Here is a 15507-nt window from a genome sequence, read left to right as displayed (position 1 = left end):
GCGCTGCTGGGCGCCGAGCGCGCCGTGCTGCTGCCGCTCGGCGCCCCCTCGACCGCGCTGGCCGCCTCCGAGCGCCGCGATCGGCGGCTATGCCCGCGGATGCGCGGTGCGGTACGACGCCGTGAGGCGCTCGAGCGAGACATGCGTGTAGATCTGCGTCGTGCCGAGGCTCGCGTGGCCCAGCAGCTCCTGCACGGCACGCAGGTCGGCGCCGCCGTCGAGCAGGTGCGTCGCCGCGGTGTGGCGCAGCGCATGCGGGCCTGCGGGGCCGGAGCCGGGCACGTCCTCGAGCAGCCTCGCGACGACGGCGTGCACGGCGCGCTGGCCCATGCGCCCGCCGCGCACGCCCAGCAGCAGCGCCCGCGACTCCGCGCCGGTCGCGAGCGCCGGCCTGCCGAGACGGATCCAGTCGTGCACGGCGTCGAGCGCCGGCACGCCGAACGGCACGACGCGCTCCTTCGCCCCCTTGCCGAGCACGCGCACCGTGAGCCGTTCGAGGTCGACGTCGTCGACGTCGAGCCCCACGAGCTCCGACACGCGCAGCGCGCTCGCGTACAGCAGCTCGACGATCGCGAGGTCGCGTCTGGCGACGGGGTCGCCCGTCGCGGCGCCGTCCTCGAGCCTGGCGACGATGCCGTCGATCGCCCCGCGCGACAGCACGCGCGGCAGGTGCGCCTCCCGCCTCGGCGTGCGCAGCCGCGACGCCCCGATCGCGATGCCTTCGCGCTCGAGCCATGCGCCGAGACCTCTGGCTGAGGCGCTGCGCCTGGCGAGCGTCGCCCGTGCGAGGCCGCGCTCGCTCGCTGCGAAGAGCCAGTCGCGGAGCACCTCGACGTCGAGGGCGTGCACGTCGACCACGCCGCGCTCCTGGCAATGCGCGGCGAGGCTGCGCAGGTCGGAGCCGTACGACCGCACGGTCCGCGGGCTCGCGGCGCGCTCGCGCTCGAGATGCGTCAGGTAGCCGTCGATGGCCTCGTCGACGCGCACGGCCTCAGCGCTTCCTGCTGAACCGCTCGACGCGCGCAGCGGCGTCCATGGCCGCGAGCTCGCCGTGCAGCCCAGACGGCAGCGGCGACAGCGACGGCAGCGCGAACGCAGGCACGACCGAGTGGGCGATCGTCGTGGGGTAGACCTCGAGCACGTTGGCCGACTGCGCCCCGTCGACGCCTGCGAAGCCCGTGGGGCCGGCGGCGAGGTCGTCGGCGTACGACGTGGCGTTCGCGAGCACGACGGGGATGCCCGCGAACGTCCCCGAGCCGTTGACGTGGAGGTGGCCGGAGAGGATCGCGCGCACGTCGGAGCCTGCGAGCACCTCGGCAAGACGCGGCTCGTCGTGGAACTCGAGCACCTGCATGATCCTGGCGCGGTACGGCAGCGGCGGGTGATGCATGACGAGCAGCGTGCCGTGCTCGGCCGGCGTCGCGAGCGCGTCGGCGAGCCACTGCGCCTGCCCGTCGTCGAAGCCGCCGTGATGGAAGCCGGGAAGGCTCGTGTCGAGCGACACGATGCGCAGCCCTGCGACCTCGTGCACGTGGTCGTACGGCGCCGTGGACGTGTCGCCGTGCAGCGCTCGCCACATGGGCTCGCGCTCGTCGTGGTTGCCGGCGGCGTACACGACCTCCGCGCCCATGCGATCGGCGACGGGCTCGACGATCTCGCGCAGCAGTGCGTACGCGGCCTCCTCGCCGAGGTCGGTGCAGTCGCCGGAGACGACGAGCGCATCGGCCGTGGGCGCCGCGAGCTCGAGCCTTGCGAGGGCGTCGCGCAGGTGCGCTGCGGTGTCGATCGCGCCACCCAGCAGCACGCCACCTGCGAGCAGATGCGTGTCGCTCAGATGGGCGACGACGTGGGTCGGCGCGGGGTGCTGGCCCAGTCCGTCGTGCATGCCCCCAGGGTAGGCCGCACCCTGCGACACGATCGGGCGCCTCGCCACGACGCGAGCCCGCTTCGTGTCGACGCCGAGCATCCCTCACGTCGTGCCGCACACTGTGGTCATGGGATCGGCGATGACCACGGTGGGGCTGCCCGTGGCGCTCGGCATCGTGATGCTCGGCCTCGGCCTCAGCCTCACGGTCGCCGACTTCGCCCGCATCACCAGGCAGCCCCGTGCCGTGCTCGTCGCGCTCGCCTGCCAGCTCGTGCTGCTGCCTGCGATCTGCCTCGGCCTCGTGCTGCTGTTCCAGCTGCCGCCCGTGCTCGCCGTCGGCATGATGATGCTGGCCGCGTCGCCCGGCGGCACCGTCGCGAACCTCTACAGCCACCTGTTCCGCGGCGACGTCGCGCTCAACGTGTCGCTCACGGCCATCAACTCCGTCATCGCCGTCGTGACGCTGCCGCTCATCACGAACCTCGCCATCGCGATCTTCGACCCGTTCGACGACCAGCTGGGCCTGCAGTTCTCGAAGGTGCTCGAGGTGTTCGCCGTCGTGCTGCTGCCCGTCGTCGCCGGCATGGTCGTGCGTCGCATCCGCCCGTCGTTCGCCGACCGCATGGACGTGCCCGTGCGCATCGGATCCGCCGTCGTGCTCGTCGTCGTCATCGTCGGCGCCGTGGCGTCGAACTGGGCGATCCTCGTCGAGAACGTCGCCAGCCTCGCGCTCATCACCGCGGTGTTCTGCATCGCGAGCCTTGCGATCGGCTTCTGGGTGCCGCGCCTGCTGCGCGTCGGCAGGCGGCAGGCGGTCGCCTCGTCGTTCGAGATCGGCATCCACAACGCCGTGCTCGCGATCGTCATCGCGCAGACGGTGCTCGGCTCGGTCGAGCTGAGCCTGCCAGCCGGCGTCTACGGCGTGCTCATGCTCTTCGTCGCGGCCGGGTTCGGCATGCTCATCCGCGACCGCGGGCCTGCGCGCGACGACGCAGCCGCGGTCGGCTAGCCGCTCGGCTCACGCCGGCGTCGCACGCCGCACCCAGCCGCTCCCCCGCTGCTCGACGACGCCCGACAGGTCGAGCAGCCCGATCGTCGCGCGCACCTCGGCGAGCGACATGCCCGCACGAGCGGCGAGGTCGTCGGCGTCGCGCGGCTGCCGCACGCTCAAGGCATCGAGCAGGCGCGTCTCCTCGGGCCCGGTGCGGATGTCGAGCGTCGCCGTCGGCTCGTCGCCGTCGACGAGCGCGCGCATCTCGTCGGCACCCTGCACGAGCTGCGCGCCGTAGTCGCGGATGAGCCGGTGGCAGCCCGCGCTCGCACCGCTCGTCACGGGCCCGGGCACCGCACCCAGCGGCCTCCCGAGCGTGGCAGCGTGGCCTGCGGTGTTGATCGAGCCCGACCGCACGCTCGCCTCGATCACCACCGTCGCCTGCCCGAGCGCCGCGATGAGCCTGTTGCGCGCCAGGAATCGCCACCGCGAGGGCGTCGAGCCGCACGGCACCTCCGCCACGAGCACGCCCGCCCGCTCCACGCGCCGCAGCAGCTCGTCGTTGCCAGACGGATAGAGACGGTCGAGACCGCCTGCCATGACGGCGATCGTCGTGCCGCCGACGGCCATCGTCGCGCGGTGCACGCACGCGTCGATGCCGTAGGCGGCGCCCGAGACCGTCGCGAAGCCGTGCCGCACGAGCCCCTCGACGGCCTCCATCGCCACGTGCTCGCCGTAGCCGCTCGCCGCCCGCGACCCGACGAGCGCGAGCGATCGCCGCACGCCCGCGAGCGCGTCGAGCGTTCCCCGCACCCACAGCGCGGCCGGCGCATGGGGGCCGAGGTCGTCGAGCCCGCCCGGCCATTCCTGCGTCAGCGGCGTCAGCATCGTGTGGCCCCATGCCGCGCCCTGCTCGAGCGCGCGGCGCACGCGGGCGTCGTCGAGCCGCGGCCGCCACCTCGACACGGCGGCGTCGACGTGCTGCACGAGATCGGCGGCGGCCTCTCCAGCCTCGGCGAGCCACCTGGCGGGCGCTGCGCCGTCGACGAGCAGCTCGAGCGCCCGCACGTCGCCGAGCGCCGCGCGCGTCGTGCCGGCGACGGCATCGCCGGGCTCGGGGATGCACGACCACGCCGCGGCGGCGAAGAGCCGCACGGCGGCATCGTCGTCGAGGTCGGCGAGGCTCGGCGGGGCGACGCCGGCCGCCAGCTCGCGGATCGTGGGCAGCGGCAGGCGGAACCGCGTCACGACGGCACCCCCTGGCGGTAGAACAGCGCACGCCCCACGTGCTCGCGGCCCACGGGCGCATCGTCGAGGTCGGCGATGGTGTGCGCGACGCGCAGGGTGCGGTCGTAGCCGCGCATCGAGATCGCGCCACGAGCGAGCGCCTCGTCGATGGGGGCGGCGACCTCGGGGTCGAGCGGATGCACGCGGCGCAGCCACGGGCCGTCGACCTGCCCCATCGCGCGCCACGGCGTGCCGCGCAGCCGGTGCGCCGCGCGCTCGCGCGCTGCGAGCACGCGCTCGCGTGCGACGGCCGTCGAGGTGCGCGGCTCGTCGGCACGCAGCACAGCCTCGACCGGTCGCACGCGATCGACGGTGACCTGCAGGTCGACGCGATCCAGCAGCGGACCCGAGAGCCTGCCCAGGTACCGGCGCCGCTGGGTCGGTGCGCAGCGGCACCGCCCGGTGCCGTGCTGACCGCACGGGCACGGGTTGGCGGCGAGCACGAGCTGGAACGCCGCGGGGAAGACGGCGGTCGCCGCCGAGCGATGGATCTCGATGACGCCCGACTCGAGCGGCTCGCGCAGCCCGTCGAGCACGACGCGCGAGAACTCGGGGCTCTCGTCGAGGAACAGCACGCCGTGCGACGCCCGCGACACGGCTCCCGGGCGGATGAGCGCGCCACCGCCGCCGACGAGCGCACCGGCCGTGGCCGAGTGGTGCGGCGCCTCGAACGGCGCCGTGCGGTCGAGCTCGACGAACGCGATGCCCGAGAGGGAGCGCATGGAGGCCACGTCGAGCGCCTGGCCGACGTCGAGCTGCGGCAGCAGCCCCGGCAGCCTCGAGGCGAGCATCGTCTTGCCTGCGCCAGGCGGACCGAGCATGAGCATGTGGTGTGCGCCTGCGGCGGCGACCTGCAGCGCGTCGACGGCGTGCGCGTTGCCGATGACGTCGCCGAGGTCGGGCACCGACCTCGGCGCCTCCGGCGGCACGCGCAGCGTCGCGGGCTCGACGGGCACCGGCTCCACGTCGGCGCCCAGCACGATCGCCGCCTCGCGCAGGCTCGCGACGGCCCGCACGCGCACGCCCTCGACGAGCGAGGCCTCGTCGGCGTTCGCGTGCGGCACGAGCACCTCCTCGGCACCGTCGAGCGCCGCGGCACGCACGAGCGGCAGCACCCCGCGCAGCGGCTGCAGCCGGCCGTCGAGGCCCAGCTCGCCGAACAGCGCCGCGTCGCGCTCGGCCGGCACGAGGCCCGTCGCGCGCAGCACGGCGATCGCCATGGGCAGGTCGAGGTGCGTGCCCGCCTTCGGCAAGGAGGCGGGCGTGAGGTTGATGAGCACGCGCGTCGCGGGGAACTCGAACCCCGACGTCTCGATCGCCGACTGCGTGCGATGCTGCGCCTCGCGGATCGCGGCGTCTGGCATGCCGACGACCCGCACGTGCGGCAGCCCGTTCGCGACGTCGACCTCCACGTCGACGCGGCGACCCGCGAGCCCCTGCAGCGCGATGGTGCGGGCGACGCCGACGACGCGCACGGCCGTGGTCATCGGATGCCCCGCACGTGCTCGAGCCGCATGGGTGCGTCGCGCGGCGCGTCGACCGCGACGGCGTCGAGCCGCATGGGCCCGCGTACGTCGTGCTCCTGCATCCACAGCGTCGCGAGCGTGCGCAGCCTGCGCACCTTCGCGCGCGTGATGGCCTCGAGCGGATGCCCGAACCTGCGGCCGCGCCGCGTCTTCACCTCGACGAAGACCCACGTGGCACCGTCGCGCGCGACGAGGTCGAGCTCGCCGTGCCTGCAGCGCCAGTTGCGGTCGACGACGCGCAGGCCGGCCGTCGCGAGCAGGTCGGCGGCGGCGCATTCGCCGTCGCGGCCGAGGGAGTCCTTGGGATGCATGGGGAGCATCCCATCGCGTCGCGCCGACGCGGGGGCGACGGGCAGCCCCGATGGACGAGCAACTCCCGTGCGCGGCGCCTGTGGAGGACCTCAGCGCCAGGTGGTCAGGGCGTCAGCCCTCGATCGCGAGATCCTTCGGCAGCTCGAGGTCGCGGTCGGAGAGCTCCTCGACGTTGACGTCCTTGAACGTCAGCACGCGCACGTTCTTCACGAAGCGGTCGGCGCGGTAGATGTCCCACACCCACACGTCGGTGAGCTCGAGCTCGAAGTAGAAGTCGTTGCCGGCGTCCTGCCGCGTGAGGCGCACCTCGTTCGCGAGGTAGAAGCGCCGCTCCGTCTCGACGACGAACTTGAACGTGCCCACCACGTCGCGGTACTCGCGGAAGAGCTGCAGCTCGACCTCGCGGTCGTAGTCGTCGATGTCCTCGGGCTCCACAGGACGATCCTACGCGGCAGCGGAGGTGCGCACGGCACCATCGGACTTCAGCCACGTGCGGCGGTGCAGGCGCGTGGGCCCGAGCGTGCGGATGCCCTCCATGTGCACGGCAGCCGCGTAGCCCTTGTTCGACGCCCAGCCGTAGCCGGGATGCTCGGCGTCGTGCGCGACCATGAGCGCGTCGCGCTCGACCTTCGCCACGCATGCGGCGCCTGCCACGGAGCCGCAGTCGCGGTCGGCCTTCGGCCGCATGGTGATCGCGAGCGGACGCCGCAGCCGCGAGCTGAGCCAGTCGTGCGAGCCGTCGAGCAGCACCGCGCTCGCGACGACGTCGACGCCTGCGGCGTGGAGGCCCTCGAGCGCCCGCCGACCTGCGAGCGCGAGCGAGGCCATGATGCCGACGGCATCGATCTCGGCGGCGCTCGCGTGGCCGACGGCGACGACGCCCCACTCGCGCACGAGCGGCACCGTGCGCTCACGGGCCTTGATCGTCATGGCCTTCGAGTCGCGCAGCCCCGCGGGCACCTCGTCGCAGCGAGCGAGCGCGAACGCCCCGACCGACACGGGGCCGGCGAGCGCGCCTCGGCCGACCTCGTCCATGCCGATGACCGTGGGATGCGCATCCCACAGCCGCGTCTCGATCTCGAGGGTCGGCTCGATCACTCGCCGCCCGACCCGACGCCCGTGAAGACGTCGTCGTGGTCGTCGATCCACTGCCACCTGGCGACGGGCCACGACACGACGATCGCGCGGCCCACGACGTCCGACACCGGCACGAAGCCGCCGGAGGGCTGCCCCATGTGCGCGCGGGAGTCGGCCGAGTGGTAGCGGTTGTCGCCCAGCACCCACAGGTGCCCCTCCGGCACGGTCACGTCGAAGTCGGTGCCGGATGCCGGCAGCCCCTCCTGGTCGAGCGTGACGTAGTCGGTCTCGTCGATCGGCACGCCGTTGATCGTGATCTGGCCGAAGTCGTTGCAGCAGACGACGTGATCGCCCGGCAGGCCGATGACCCGCTTGATCAGGTAGCCGTGGCTGTCGTCGGGTGCGAGCCCGACGAACGTGAGGAACCAGTCGACGGCGCCCGCGACGCCCTCCGGCTGGTCGACCTCGGGGTCGGGCAGCCAGGCGTCCGGATCCTCGAAGACCACGACGTCGCCGCGCTCGAGCTGCACGAGCTGCGGCGTCAGCAGGCTCACGATGACGCGGTCGTCGACCTCGAGCGTGTCGGACATCGACGGCGACGGGATGTAGAACGGCCGCACGAGGAACGTCTTCACGAGGAACGAGATGACGAGCGCTGCGAGGAAGATGACCGCGAGGTCTCGCAGGAACAGCAGGAACGTCCTGGAACCGCGCCCATCGGCCTTCGTCGCCATGTCCCGTCCTGCCCTTCGCCAGCGTCCAAGCCTAGGGCCGCAACCCATGCCGAGCCCACGATGCGACCGGGCGTCGGGCGACTTCGTTGCCGAACCGTGCCCTTCGAGCATCGCTCACGTTCGTCGTGGCCGTCGCGGCGCGCCGGGAGACGACGAAGGGGGCCCGTCGCCGGGCCCCCTTCGCATCGCGCGTCCGCTCAGCGGTCGCGCTTCTCCTTGATCTTCGCAGCCTTGCCGCGGAGGTTGCGGAGGTAGTACAGCTTCGCGCGGCGCACGTCGCCCTTCGTGACGACCTCGATCTTGTCGATGACCGGCGAGTGCACGGGGAACGTGCGCTCGACGCCGACCTGGAACGACACCTTGCGGACCGTGAAGGTCTCGCCGATGCCGCGGCCCTGGCGGCCGATGACGTGGCCCTGGAACACCTGGACGCGCGAGCGCGAGCCCTCGATGATGTTGACGTGCACCTTGACGTTGTCGCCGGGGCGGAAGTCGGGGACGTCGGAGCGCAGCGAGGCGGCGTCGACGTGGTCGAGGATGTTCATGACGTTCGCAATCCGCGGCCGCCACAGGTCGACCGCTTCTTCAGGGAGTGGATGCTCGGTAGTGCCTGCATGCTCCCCTGTGGCAGAGGTGGGCGTGGCACAAGAAGCCATCTTGCCACACGCGGCACGGGCGCCGCGACCGCAGGACGGCTGGTCAGTCGGTGCTGGCGCGCTCGATGCGGATCGTCGTCCCCGCCTGGGGCGCGTCGGCCCGCTCGAACACCGCGTCCTGCGCGACGATCGGGCGGTGCGTGGCCTCGCCGACGTACGCGTCGAGGCGTGCCCTGGTCTCGAGCAGCAGCAGCCGCAGCTGCACGTAGGCGATCGCGAAGCCCGCGAGCACGATGAGCAGGCCGAGCACCGCGGCGATCGCGTTCGACGCCGTGAGGGCACCGTCGCCGACGAGCGCCGTGAGGCCGCTCGCCGCCGCCGCGCCGGAGCCGTCGACGACGAGCATGCCGAGCACGAGGATCGCCAGCAGCCACGGTCCGACGACGCGCACGTCGTGCCACGCGACGGCCCTCGGCCCGTGCACCTCCTTGCGCGCGAGCGTGAGGCCCGTCACGACGCCGATCTGCAGGGCGAGGAACGGTGCGAGCAGCGCGAGCGGCAGCAGCGCCTGCGCGAGCGGCGCACCGAAGAGCGCACGGCCCACCAGCACCCAGACGGGCAGCACGACGATCGAGGCGACCATGATGCCGAGGAACGCGCGACGCATGCAGCGAGCGTACCGAGCGCACCGTGGGGCTCGCCCATGCGTTCGCCGAGAGCGGGCGATGAGCCGGCGCGACGGCGCGGCGCTCAGTCGGGCAGCAGGTCGGGTCGGACGCGACGCGTGCGCTCGATCGCCTGCTCGCGCCGCCATGCGGCGACGCGGCCGTGGTCGCCGGAGCGCAGCACGTCCGGCACGTCGAGGCCTCGCCATGACGCGGGCTTCGTGTAGATCGGGTACTCGAGGAGGCCGTCGGCGTGGCTCTCCTCGACGATCGAGGCGGGGTTGCCGACCATGCCGGGCACGAGGCGCGTGATGGCCTCGAGCATCGCGACGACCGCGACCTCGCCGCCGTTGAGCACGTAGTCGCCGAGGCTCAGCTCGCGCACCGTCGCGCGCGATGCGACATGCTGCGCGACGCGGGAGTCGATGCCCTCGTAGCGTCCGCACGCGAACACGAGGTGCGGCGCCTCGGCGAGCTCGTGGGCGACGGCCTGCGTGAAGCGCTCGCCGGCGGGCGACGGGAACACGACGATCGCATCCGACGGCGCGGCCGCGTCGTCCGATGGCGCGCCGAGCACGGCATCGAACGCCTCTCCCCACGGCTCGGGCTTCATGACCATGCCCGCGCCACCGCCGTACGGGGTGTCGTCGACGGTGCGGTGCCGATCGTGGGTGAAGTCGCGCAGGTCGTGCACGCGCGCGTCGACGATGCCGTTCTGGCGTGCACGCCCCAGCAGCGACACGTCGAGCACCGAGAAGAAGTCGGGGAAGATCGTGACGACGTCGATGCGCACGTCAGTCCTCGTCGGACGCGGTGGGCGCGGCGGCGCCCTCCGCGGGTGCCTGCGTGCCTGCGTCGGCCTCGGCCTCGGCCGCATCGGCGCGACGTGCGGCCCCCTTCGGCTCGGGCTCCGCGTCGGCGGGGTCCGGGTCCTCGAAGAGTCCGTGCGGCGGCGTGATCTCGACGCGCCCGCGCTGCAGGTCGACCGTCGGCACGAAGGCGCGGATGAACGGCAGCAGCACCTCGGCGTCGCCGTTGGCGATCACGAGGAGATCCTGCGCCGGCATCGGGTCGATGCGGGCGATGCGGCCGACCATGACGCCGTCGCGCCACACCTCGAGGTTCGCCAGCTGGTGCTGGTACCACGCGTCGGGCTCGGCCGGCAGCTCGGTGGCGTCCTGCTCGACCCAGAGCACCGCCTTCACGAGCGTCTCTGCCTCTTCGCGGTCGTCGATGCCGTCGAAGAAGCCGACGGGGTTGCCGTTGAAGACCTTGAAGTCGTTGAGCCGCAGGGTCTTGCGATGCCACTTCGACGACGTGGGCACCTGCAGCGAGAACTCGGCGCCCGGCACGAAGCGGCGGGCGGGCTCGTCGGTGTAGAGCTCGATCTTCAGCGCGCCCTTGAGGCCGTGCGCCTTGACGAGGCGTCCGACCCGCAGCTGGGTGCGCCCGTGCTCAGGAATCGGTGTCCACCACGTCGACGCGGACGCGGCGCCCCTGCGCCAGCGCACCCACGACGGTGCGCAGCGCGGTCGCGGTTCGGCCTCCACGGCCGATGACGCGGCCGAGGTCCTCGGGGTGCACGCGCACCTCGAGGACCTCGCCGCGCGGGGTCTCGCGCGCCGCGACAGCGACCTCGTCGGGGCGATCGACGATGCCCTTGACGAGGTGCAGCAGTGCCGCGGCGAGCATGACTACGCGCCCTTGGTCTCGGCGTCGGCCTCTGCCGGCGTCTCGTCCGCGGGGGCCTCGGCCTCGGCGGGAGCCGCTGCGGGCTCCTCTGCCTTCTTCTCGGCCTTGGGCTTCAGCACGGCCGCCTTCTTCTCGTCGACGACGAACTTCACCTTCTCCTCAGGCTGCTGCACGGTCGAGACCGCGTTCTCGTCGCCCTGGAACTTGCCCCAGTCGCCGGTCAGCTTGAGGATCGCGGCGACCTGCTCGGTCGGCTGCGCGCCGACGCCGAGCCAGTACTGCGCGCGCTCGCCGTCGACCTCGATGCGCGAGGGGTTCTCGGTCGGGTGGTACAGGCCGATCTCCTCGATGACGCGGCCGTCGCGCTTGGTGCGCGAGTCGGCGACGACGATGCGGTAGTACGGCGCGCGCATCTTGCCGAAGCGCTTGAGTCGGATCTTGACAGCCACAGTTCTCCTGGTGGTTCCTATGCGTGGTGCACCCCTCGGCCCGCGGCGGGGACGCGGTGAGGGAAGGCGGTGGGAGCTCGCACATCCGATAGAGGGTGGATGTACGCACTCGACCCACCATTCTGGCACATGACGCCGCGTGCGCGTGCGCACGACCGCGCGGGCCCGCGCGCCCTACGCTGGCGCCATGGACTTCGCCCTCTCCGAGCGCGGCACCCTCGGCGTCGAATGGGAGCTGCAGCTCGTCGACCGCTCGGGTCGCGACCTCGCCCCCGTCGCTCCCGCCGTGCTCGAGCGCATCGGCGACGAGCGCGTGAAGGGCGAGTTCCTGCAGAACACCGTCGAGCTCGTCACGGGCGTGCACCGCACGACCGACGCCGCCCTGGCCGAGGTGCGCGAGCTGCTCGACCTCGTGCTCGAGGCTGCGGACGCGGAGGGCGCCGACGTCATCGGCTCCGGCACGCACCCCACGGCGCAGTGGCGAGGGCAGCCCGTGTCCGACTCCCCCAGGTACCGCAGGCTCATCGAGCATGGCGGCTCGTGGGCGGAGCGGCTGCTGATCTTCGGCGTGCACACGCACGTAGGACTCGACCGGCCGGAGCGCCAGGCGATCCCCGTGCTGCACGCGCTCCTCGACCACCTGCCGCTCATCCTGGCGCTGTCGGCGTCGAGCCCGTTCTGGGCAGGGCACGACTCCGGCTACGCGTCGCAGCGCGCGATGCTGTTCCAGCAGATCCCGAACGCCGGGCTGCCGCCGGAGATGCCCGACTGGGCGACGTGGGAGCGCGTCGCGCACGACCTCGTGCACGTCGGCGCCGCGGATGGGCTCACGGAGCTGCGGTGGGACGTGCGGCCGTCGCCGAGGCTCGGCACCGTCGAGTCGCGCATCGCCGACGGCGCGCCGTCGCTGCGGCACGTGCACGCGATCACGGCGCTGACGCACTGCCTGGTCGAGGAGCGCATGCGCGCGCTCGACGACGGCTCCGCGCCCGAGCGCATCCCGGAGTGGCTCGTGCGCGAGAACCGGTGGCGCACGGCACGCTTCGGCCTCGATGCCGTGATGATCACGAACGCGGATGGCGCGACGATGCGCGTCGCCGAGGTGCTGCACTCGACGCTCGAGCGCCTCGCGCCCGTCGCCGAGGACCTCGGCGCCACGGCCGGCATCGAGGCGGCGGTGCAGGTGCTCGCAGACGGAGGCTCGGCGACGCAGCAGCGCGAGGCGATGATCGCGGGCGGCATGGATGCGGTGCTCGAGCACCTCGTCGCCGCCATGCGCTCTTAGGCCGCTCGGGCGTGGGGCTCGCAGGACCGGGCGACCATCAGCCCTCGTCGCCGCCGCCCGCCAGGAACGCCTCCGGCCCCTGCTCGGCGGCCTTCGGGTCCATCCACATGAACTCGAGCACGTTGCCGTCGGGGTCCTCGACGGCGTGCTGCACCATGAACCCGTAGTCCTGCGCCTCGCGAGCCTCGGAGCCGCCGGACGCCAGCGCCTTGGCCGCGATCTCGGCGACGGCCTCACGCGAGTCGCGGCTGATGGCGATGAGCGTCTGCGCCGTGGTCGTCGGGTCTGCGACCTGCTTGGTCGTGAACGTCTGGAAGTACTCGCGACGCAGGATCATGAGCATGATCTCGTCGGAGACCACGACGCAGGCGGCGTTCTCGTCGGTGAACAGCGGGTTGATGCTCCAGCCGAGGGCCTCGTAGAACGCCTTCGCGCGATCGAGGTCGGTGACGGGCAGGTTGACGAAGATCATCGTGGACACGGCGGCTCCCATGGTGTCTGCCGGCTCGTCGTCGAACCGGATGCTCCCATGCTCGCAAGAAGCAGGCGCACATGTCACGCCGCGTCAGGCGTTCTGCGCGTCAGGCGTTCTTCGCGTCGCGCCAGTCGAGGAACTGCTGCACCTGCGCCGTGTCGTAGCCGTCGGGGCCGTCGTCACCCGAGATCGACACGGTGATGAGCCTCGTGCCGAGGTCGTGCAACGCGTCGAGGCGCTCGGTGCCGAGCCCGCCGATCCCCTGCCGCACGCTCGCGCCGTTCGACACGACCATGCCCGAGATGTCGCGACCCACGTCCTCCCCGTGCTGCGCGAGCACGTCGAGCTTGTGCTGCAGCTCGTCCGGGCTCGCGAACGAGTGCCAGATGTCGGCGTGCTGCGCCACGATGCGCAGCGTCTTGCGCTCGCCGCCGCCGCCGATGAGCACGGGGATGTCGCGCACGGGCGCGGGGTTCAGCTGGCCGAGACGCTGCTCGATGCGCGGCATCGCCTCGGCGAGGGCGCCGATGCGCGAGCCGGGCGTGCCGAACTCGTAGCCGTACTCGTCGTAGTCGCGCTCGAACCAGCCGGCGCCGATGCCGAGCACGAAGCGGCCGTTCGAGATGTGGTCGAGCGTGCGCGACACGTCGGCCAGCAGGTCGGGGTTGCGGTACGAGTTGCAGAACACGAGCGGGCCGAGCTCGACGCGCTCCGTCGCCTGCGCCCACGCCGCGAGCTGCGTCGTGCACTCGAAGTGCGCGCCGTCGGGCTCGCCAGACAGCGGGAAGAAGTGGTCCCAGTTGAAGACCATGTCGACGCCCATGTCCTCGAGGCGCCGCACGGCGTCGAGCGACTGCTGGAACGTGGCGTGCTGCGGCGAGACCTGCACGCCGATGCGGGTGGGGATGTCGGTGGCGACCATGCCATCCAGCCTAGGCGCGCGTGCCCGATCCGGCAGGGGGCTAGCGCCCGCCGCCGAGCATGCGCTGCAGCGCTGCCTGGTCCTCCGGGCTCATGTCTGCGACGTTCGGGCTCGCCTGGCCGCCGCCGAAGACGCTGCCGGCCTGCGCGGGCGCCTCGACGGGCGTCTGCGCACGCTTCGCCGGGTTGCCGGAGCGCTTGCCCTTCGAGACCTTCTGCTGCGGCTGCCGCTTGCCGACGCCGTGCGAGCCGGGCATGGGGCCCATGCCTGGGATGTTGGGCATGCCGCCCTTCGCGACGGTCTTCATCATCTTCGCCGCCTGCTCGAAGCGCTGCATGAGCTGGTTCACCTCGGTGACGGTGACGCCTGCGCCGCGCGCGATGCGCAGGCGGCGCGAGCCGTTGAGGATCTTCGACTGCTTCCGCTCCCGCGGCGTCATCGACAGGATGATGCCCTCCGTGCGGGCGAACTCCTGCTCGTCGAATCCGTCGATCGCCTCGCGCAGCCCCTTCGCACCCGGCAGCATGCCGAGCATCTGCTTGAAGTTGCCCGCCTTGCGCACCTGCTGCAGCTGCTTCAGGAAGTCCTCGAGCGTGAAGGTGTCGGTGAGCATCGCCTCGGCGACGCGACGCGCCTCCTCCTCGTCGAACGACTTCTGCGCCTGCTCGATGAGGGTGAGGATGTCGCCGAGGTCGAGGATGCGGCTCGCCATGCGGTCGGGGTGGAAGGGCTCGAAGTCCTCGAGGCGCTCGCCGGTCGAGGCGAACATGATGGGCCGGCCCGTGATGCCACGGATCGACAGCGCCGCGCCACCGCGCGAGTCGCCGTCGAGCTTCGTGAGCACGACGCCTGTGAAGTCGACGCCCTCCTGGAACGCCTTCGCCGTCGTCGCCGCATCCTGACCGGTGAGCGAGTCGACGACGAACAGCACCTCGTCGGGCTGGATGGCCTTCCGGATCTTCGCCGCCTGCTGCATGAGGTCTGCGTCGATCCCGAGTCGGCCGGCGGTGTCGACGATGACGATGTCGTGCTGGCGGCTCCTCGCGAGCGCCACGCCGTCGCGGGCCACCTTCACGGGGTCGCCGACGCCGTTGCCAGGCTCGGGCGCGTACACGGCGACGCCCGCCTGGCCGGCGACGACCTCGAGCTGCGTCACGGCGTTCGGGCGCTGCAGGTCGGCGGCGACGAGGATCGGCGTGTGCCCCTCGCCTGCGAGGTGCTTCGCGAGCTTGCCTGCGAGCGTGGTCTTGCCCGCACCCTGCAGGCCAGCGAGCATGATGATCGTCGGCGGGGTCTTCGCGAGCTCGAGGCGTCGCTGCTCGCCGCCGAGGATGGCGACGAGCTCCTCGTTGACGATCTGCACGACCTGCTGCGCGGGGTTGAGCGAGCTCGACACCTCCGCGCCGAGCGCGCGCTCGCGGATGCGGCCGCAGAAGTCCTTGACGACCTCGAGCGCGACGTCGGCGTCGAGCAGCGCGCGACGGATCTCGCGGACGGTGCCGTCGATGTCCGACGGCGTCAGCCGACCCTTCGTGCGCAGCTTCGCGAGGGAGTCGGTGAGCCTGGTGGAGAGAGAGCCGAACGCTGCCATGGTGCCTCCGATGGTACCGGCGCGGCACAGGTGCGATC

At 72.5% G+C, this 15507-nt stretch carries 19 protein-coding genes; 2 read left to right on the top strand and 17 right to left on the bottom strand.

The features are described 5' to 3' along the window. Positions 1-87: 87 nt before the first annotated feature. Together ACZ6H8_RS03185 and ACZ6H8_RS03180 are read right to left on the bottom strand one after the other, a co-directional pair. Positions 88-987, bottom strand: a complete 900-nt coding sequence (locus tag ACZ6H8_RS03185; RefSeq protein ID WP_464144370.1) for a tyrosine recombinase XerC — start codon at positions 985-987, stop codon at positions 88-90. A gap of 4 nt (positions 988-991) precedes the next feature. Beyond that, positions 992-1885, bottom strand: coding sequence for a metallophosphoesterase (locus ACZ6H8_RS03180; protein ID WP_464144367.1), 894 nt, complete (start codon positions 1883-1885; stop codon positions 992-994). Positions 1886-1994: 109 nt separating this feature from the next. Here ACZ6H8_RS03180 and ACZ6H8_RS03175 point away from each other — a divergent pair, with 109 nt between their 5' ends. Further along, positions 1995-2876: a bile acid:sodium symporter family protein gene (locus ACZ6H8_RS03175; RefSeq protein WP_464144365.1), complete on the top strand. Its 882-nt coding sequence runs from the start codon at positions 1995-1997 to the stop codon at positions 2874-2876. A 9-nt stretch (positions 2877-2885) separates the two neighbouring features. On the opposite strand, the gene ACZ6H8_RS03170 is transcribed toward ACZ6H8_RS03175, so the two are convergent. The 12 genes from ACZ6H8_RS03170 to rpsP all read right to left on the bottom strand — a co-directional run bounded on the left by ACZ6H8_RS03170 (position 2886) and on the right by rpsP (position 11196). Beyond that, positions 2886-4106 carry a DNA-processing protein DprA gene (locus ACZ6H8_RS03170; RefSeq protein ID WP_464144363.1) on the bottom strand — a complete coding sequence of 407 codons (1221 nt, stop codon included), beginning with the start codon at positions 4104-4106 and terminating at the stop codon, positions 2886-2888. Further along, positions 4103-5632 (bottom strand): YifB family Mg chelatase-like AAA ATPase, encoded by a 1530-nt coding sequence (locus tag ACZ6H8_RS03165; protein WP_464144361.1) that lies wholly within the window; start codon positions 5630-5632, stop codon positions 4103-4105. The genes ACZ6H8_RS03170 and ACZ6H8_RS03165 overlap by 4 nt, the downstream gene beginning before the upstream one ends. Next, on the bottom strand, positions 5629-5982 hold the full coding sequence (locus tag ACZ6H8_RS03160; protein ID WP_464144358.1) for a YraN family protein: 354 nt from the start codon (positions 5980-5982) through the stop codon (positions 5629-5631). Before ACZ6H8_RS03160 ends, ACZ6H8_RS03165 begins: the two co-directional genes overlap by 4 nt. A gap of 112 nt (positions 5983-6094) precedes the next feature. Beyond that, positions 6095-6418: a DUF2469 domain-containing protein gene (locus tag ACZ6H8_RS03155; protein WP_464144355.1), complete on the bottom strand. Its 324-nt coding sequence runs from the start codon at positions 6416-6418 to the stop codon at positions 6095-6097. A 9-nt stretch (positions 6419-6427) separates the two neighbouring features. After that, on the bottom strand, positions 6428-7081 hold the full coding sequence (locus tag ACZ6H8_RS03150; protein ID WP_464144353.1) for a ribonuclease HII: 654 nt from the start codon (positions 7079-7081) through the stop codon (positions 6428-6430). Next, on the bottom strand, positions 7078-7794 hold the full coding sequence (gene lepB / locus ACZ6H8_RS03145) for a signal peptidase I (protein ID WP_464144351.1): 717 nt from the start codon (positions 7792-7794) through the stop codon (positions 7078-7080). The genes ACZ6H8_RS03150 and lepB overlap by 4 nt, the downstream gene beginning before the upstream one ends. Positions 7795-7991: 197 nt before the next feature. Further along, entirely contained in the window at positions 7992-8339 is a 348-nt protein-coding gene (rplS, locus tag ACZ6H8_RS03140; protein ID WP_464144349.1) for a 50S ribosomal protein L19, read from the bottom strand. A gap of 154 nt (positions 8340-8493) precedes the next feature. Continuing rightward, entirely contained in the window at positions 8494-9057 is a 564-nt protein-coding gene (locus tag ACZ6H8_RS03135) for a hypothetical protein (protein WP_464144348.1), read from the bottom strand. Positions 9058-9140: 83 nt separating this feature from the next. Then, positions 9141-9848 carry a tRNA (guanosine(37)-N1)-methyltransferase TrmD gene (gene trmD / locus ACZ6H8_RS03130; RefSeq protein WP_464144346.1) on the bottom strand — a complete coding sequence of 236 codons (708 nt, stop codon included), beginning with the start codon at positions 9846-9848 and terminating at the stop codon, positions 9141-9143. Between the two features lies 1 nt (position 9849). Further along, on the bottom strand, positions 9850-10566 hold the full coding sequence (rimM, locus tag ACZ6H8_RS03125) for a ribosome maturation factor RimM (protein ID WP_464144344.1): 717 nt from the start codon (positions 10564-10566) through the stop codon (positions 9850-9852). After that, a complete protein-coding gene (locus tag ACZ6H8_RS03120) occupies positions 10511-10747 on the bottom strand; it encodes an RNA-binding protein (RefSeq protein WP_464144342.1) in 237 nt (78 codons plus the stop codon). The genes rimM and ACZ6H8_RS03120 overlap by 56 nt, the downstream gene beginning before the upstream one ends. A 2-nt stretch (positions 10748-10749) precedes the next feature. Continuing rightward, entirely contained in the window at positions 10750-11196 is a 447-nt protein-coding gene (gene rpsP / locus ACZ6H8_RS03115; RefSeq protein WP_464144341.1) for a 30S ribosomal protein S16, read from the bottom strand. 187 nt (positions 11197-11383) lie between these two features. On the opposite strand from rpsP, the gene ACZ6H8_RS03110 reads away from it, so the two are divergent. Next, the gene (locus ACZ6H8_RS03110) at positions 11384-12481 is read left to right on the top strand and encodes a carboxylate-amine ligase (protein ID WP_464144340.1); all 1098 of its coding nucleotides are present in this window, start codon (positions 11384-11386) and stop codon (positions 12479-12481) included. A 37-nt stretch (positions 12482-12518) separates the two neighbouring features. Here ACZ6H8_RS03110 and ACZ6H8_RS03105 read toward each other — a convergent pair whose 3' ends face one another. The 3 genes from ACZ6H8_RS03105 to ffh all read right to left on the bottom strand — a co-directional run bounded on the left by ACZ6H8_RS03105 (position 12519) and on the right by ffh (position 15469). Beyond that, positions 12519-12953: a VOC family protein gene (locus ACZ6H8_RS03105; RefSeq protein ID WP_464144526.1), complete on the bottom strand. Its 435-nt coding sequence runs from the start codon at positions 12951-12953 to the stop codon at positions 12519-12521. Between the two features lie 109 nt (positions 12954-13062). Continuing rightward, the gene (locus ACZ6H8_RS03100) at positions 13063-13878 is read right to left on the bottom strand and encodes an LLM class F420-dependent oxidoreductase (protein WP_464144338.1); all 816 of its coding nucleotides are present in this window, start codon (positions 13876-13878) and stop codon (positions 13063-13065) included. Positions 13879-13918: 40 nt separating this feature from the next. Continuing rightward, a complete protein-coding gene (gene ffh / locus ACZ6H8_RS03095; RefSeq protein WP_464144336.1) occupies positions 13919-15469 on the bottom strand; it encodes a signal recognition particle protein in 1551 nt (516 codons plus the stop codon). Positions 15470-15507: the final 38 nt, after the last annotated feature.

The organism is Agrococcus sp. AC640b, from assembly GCF_979255995.1.
Note: the sequence above shows the minus strand (reverse complement) of the source record. Positions and strands in the feature narration are given on the sequence as shown.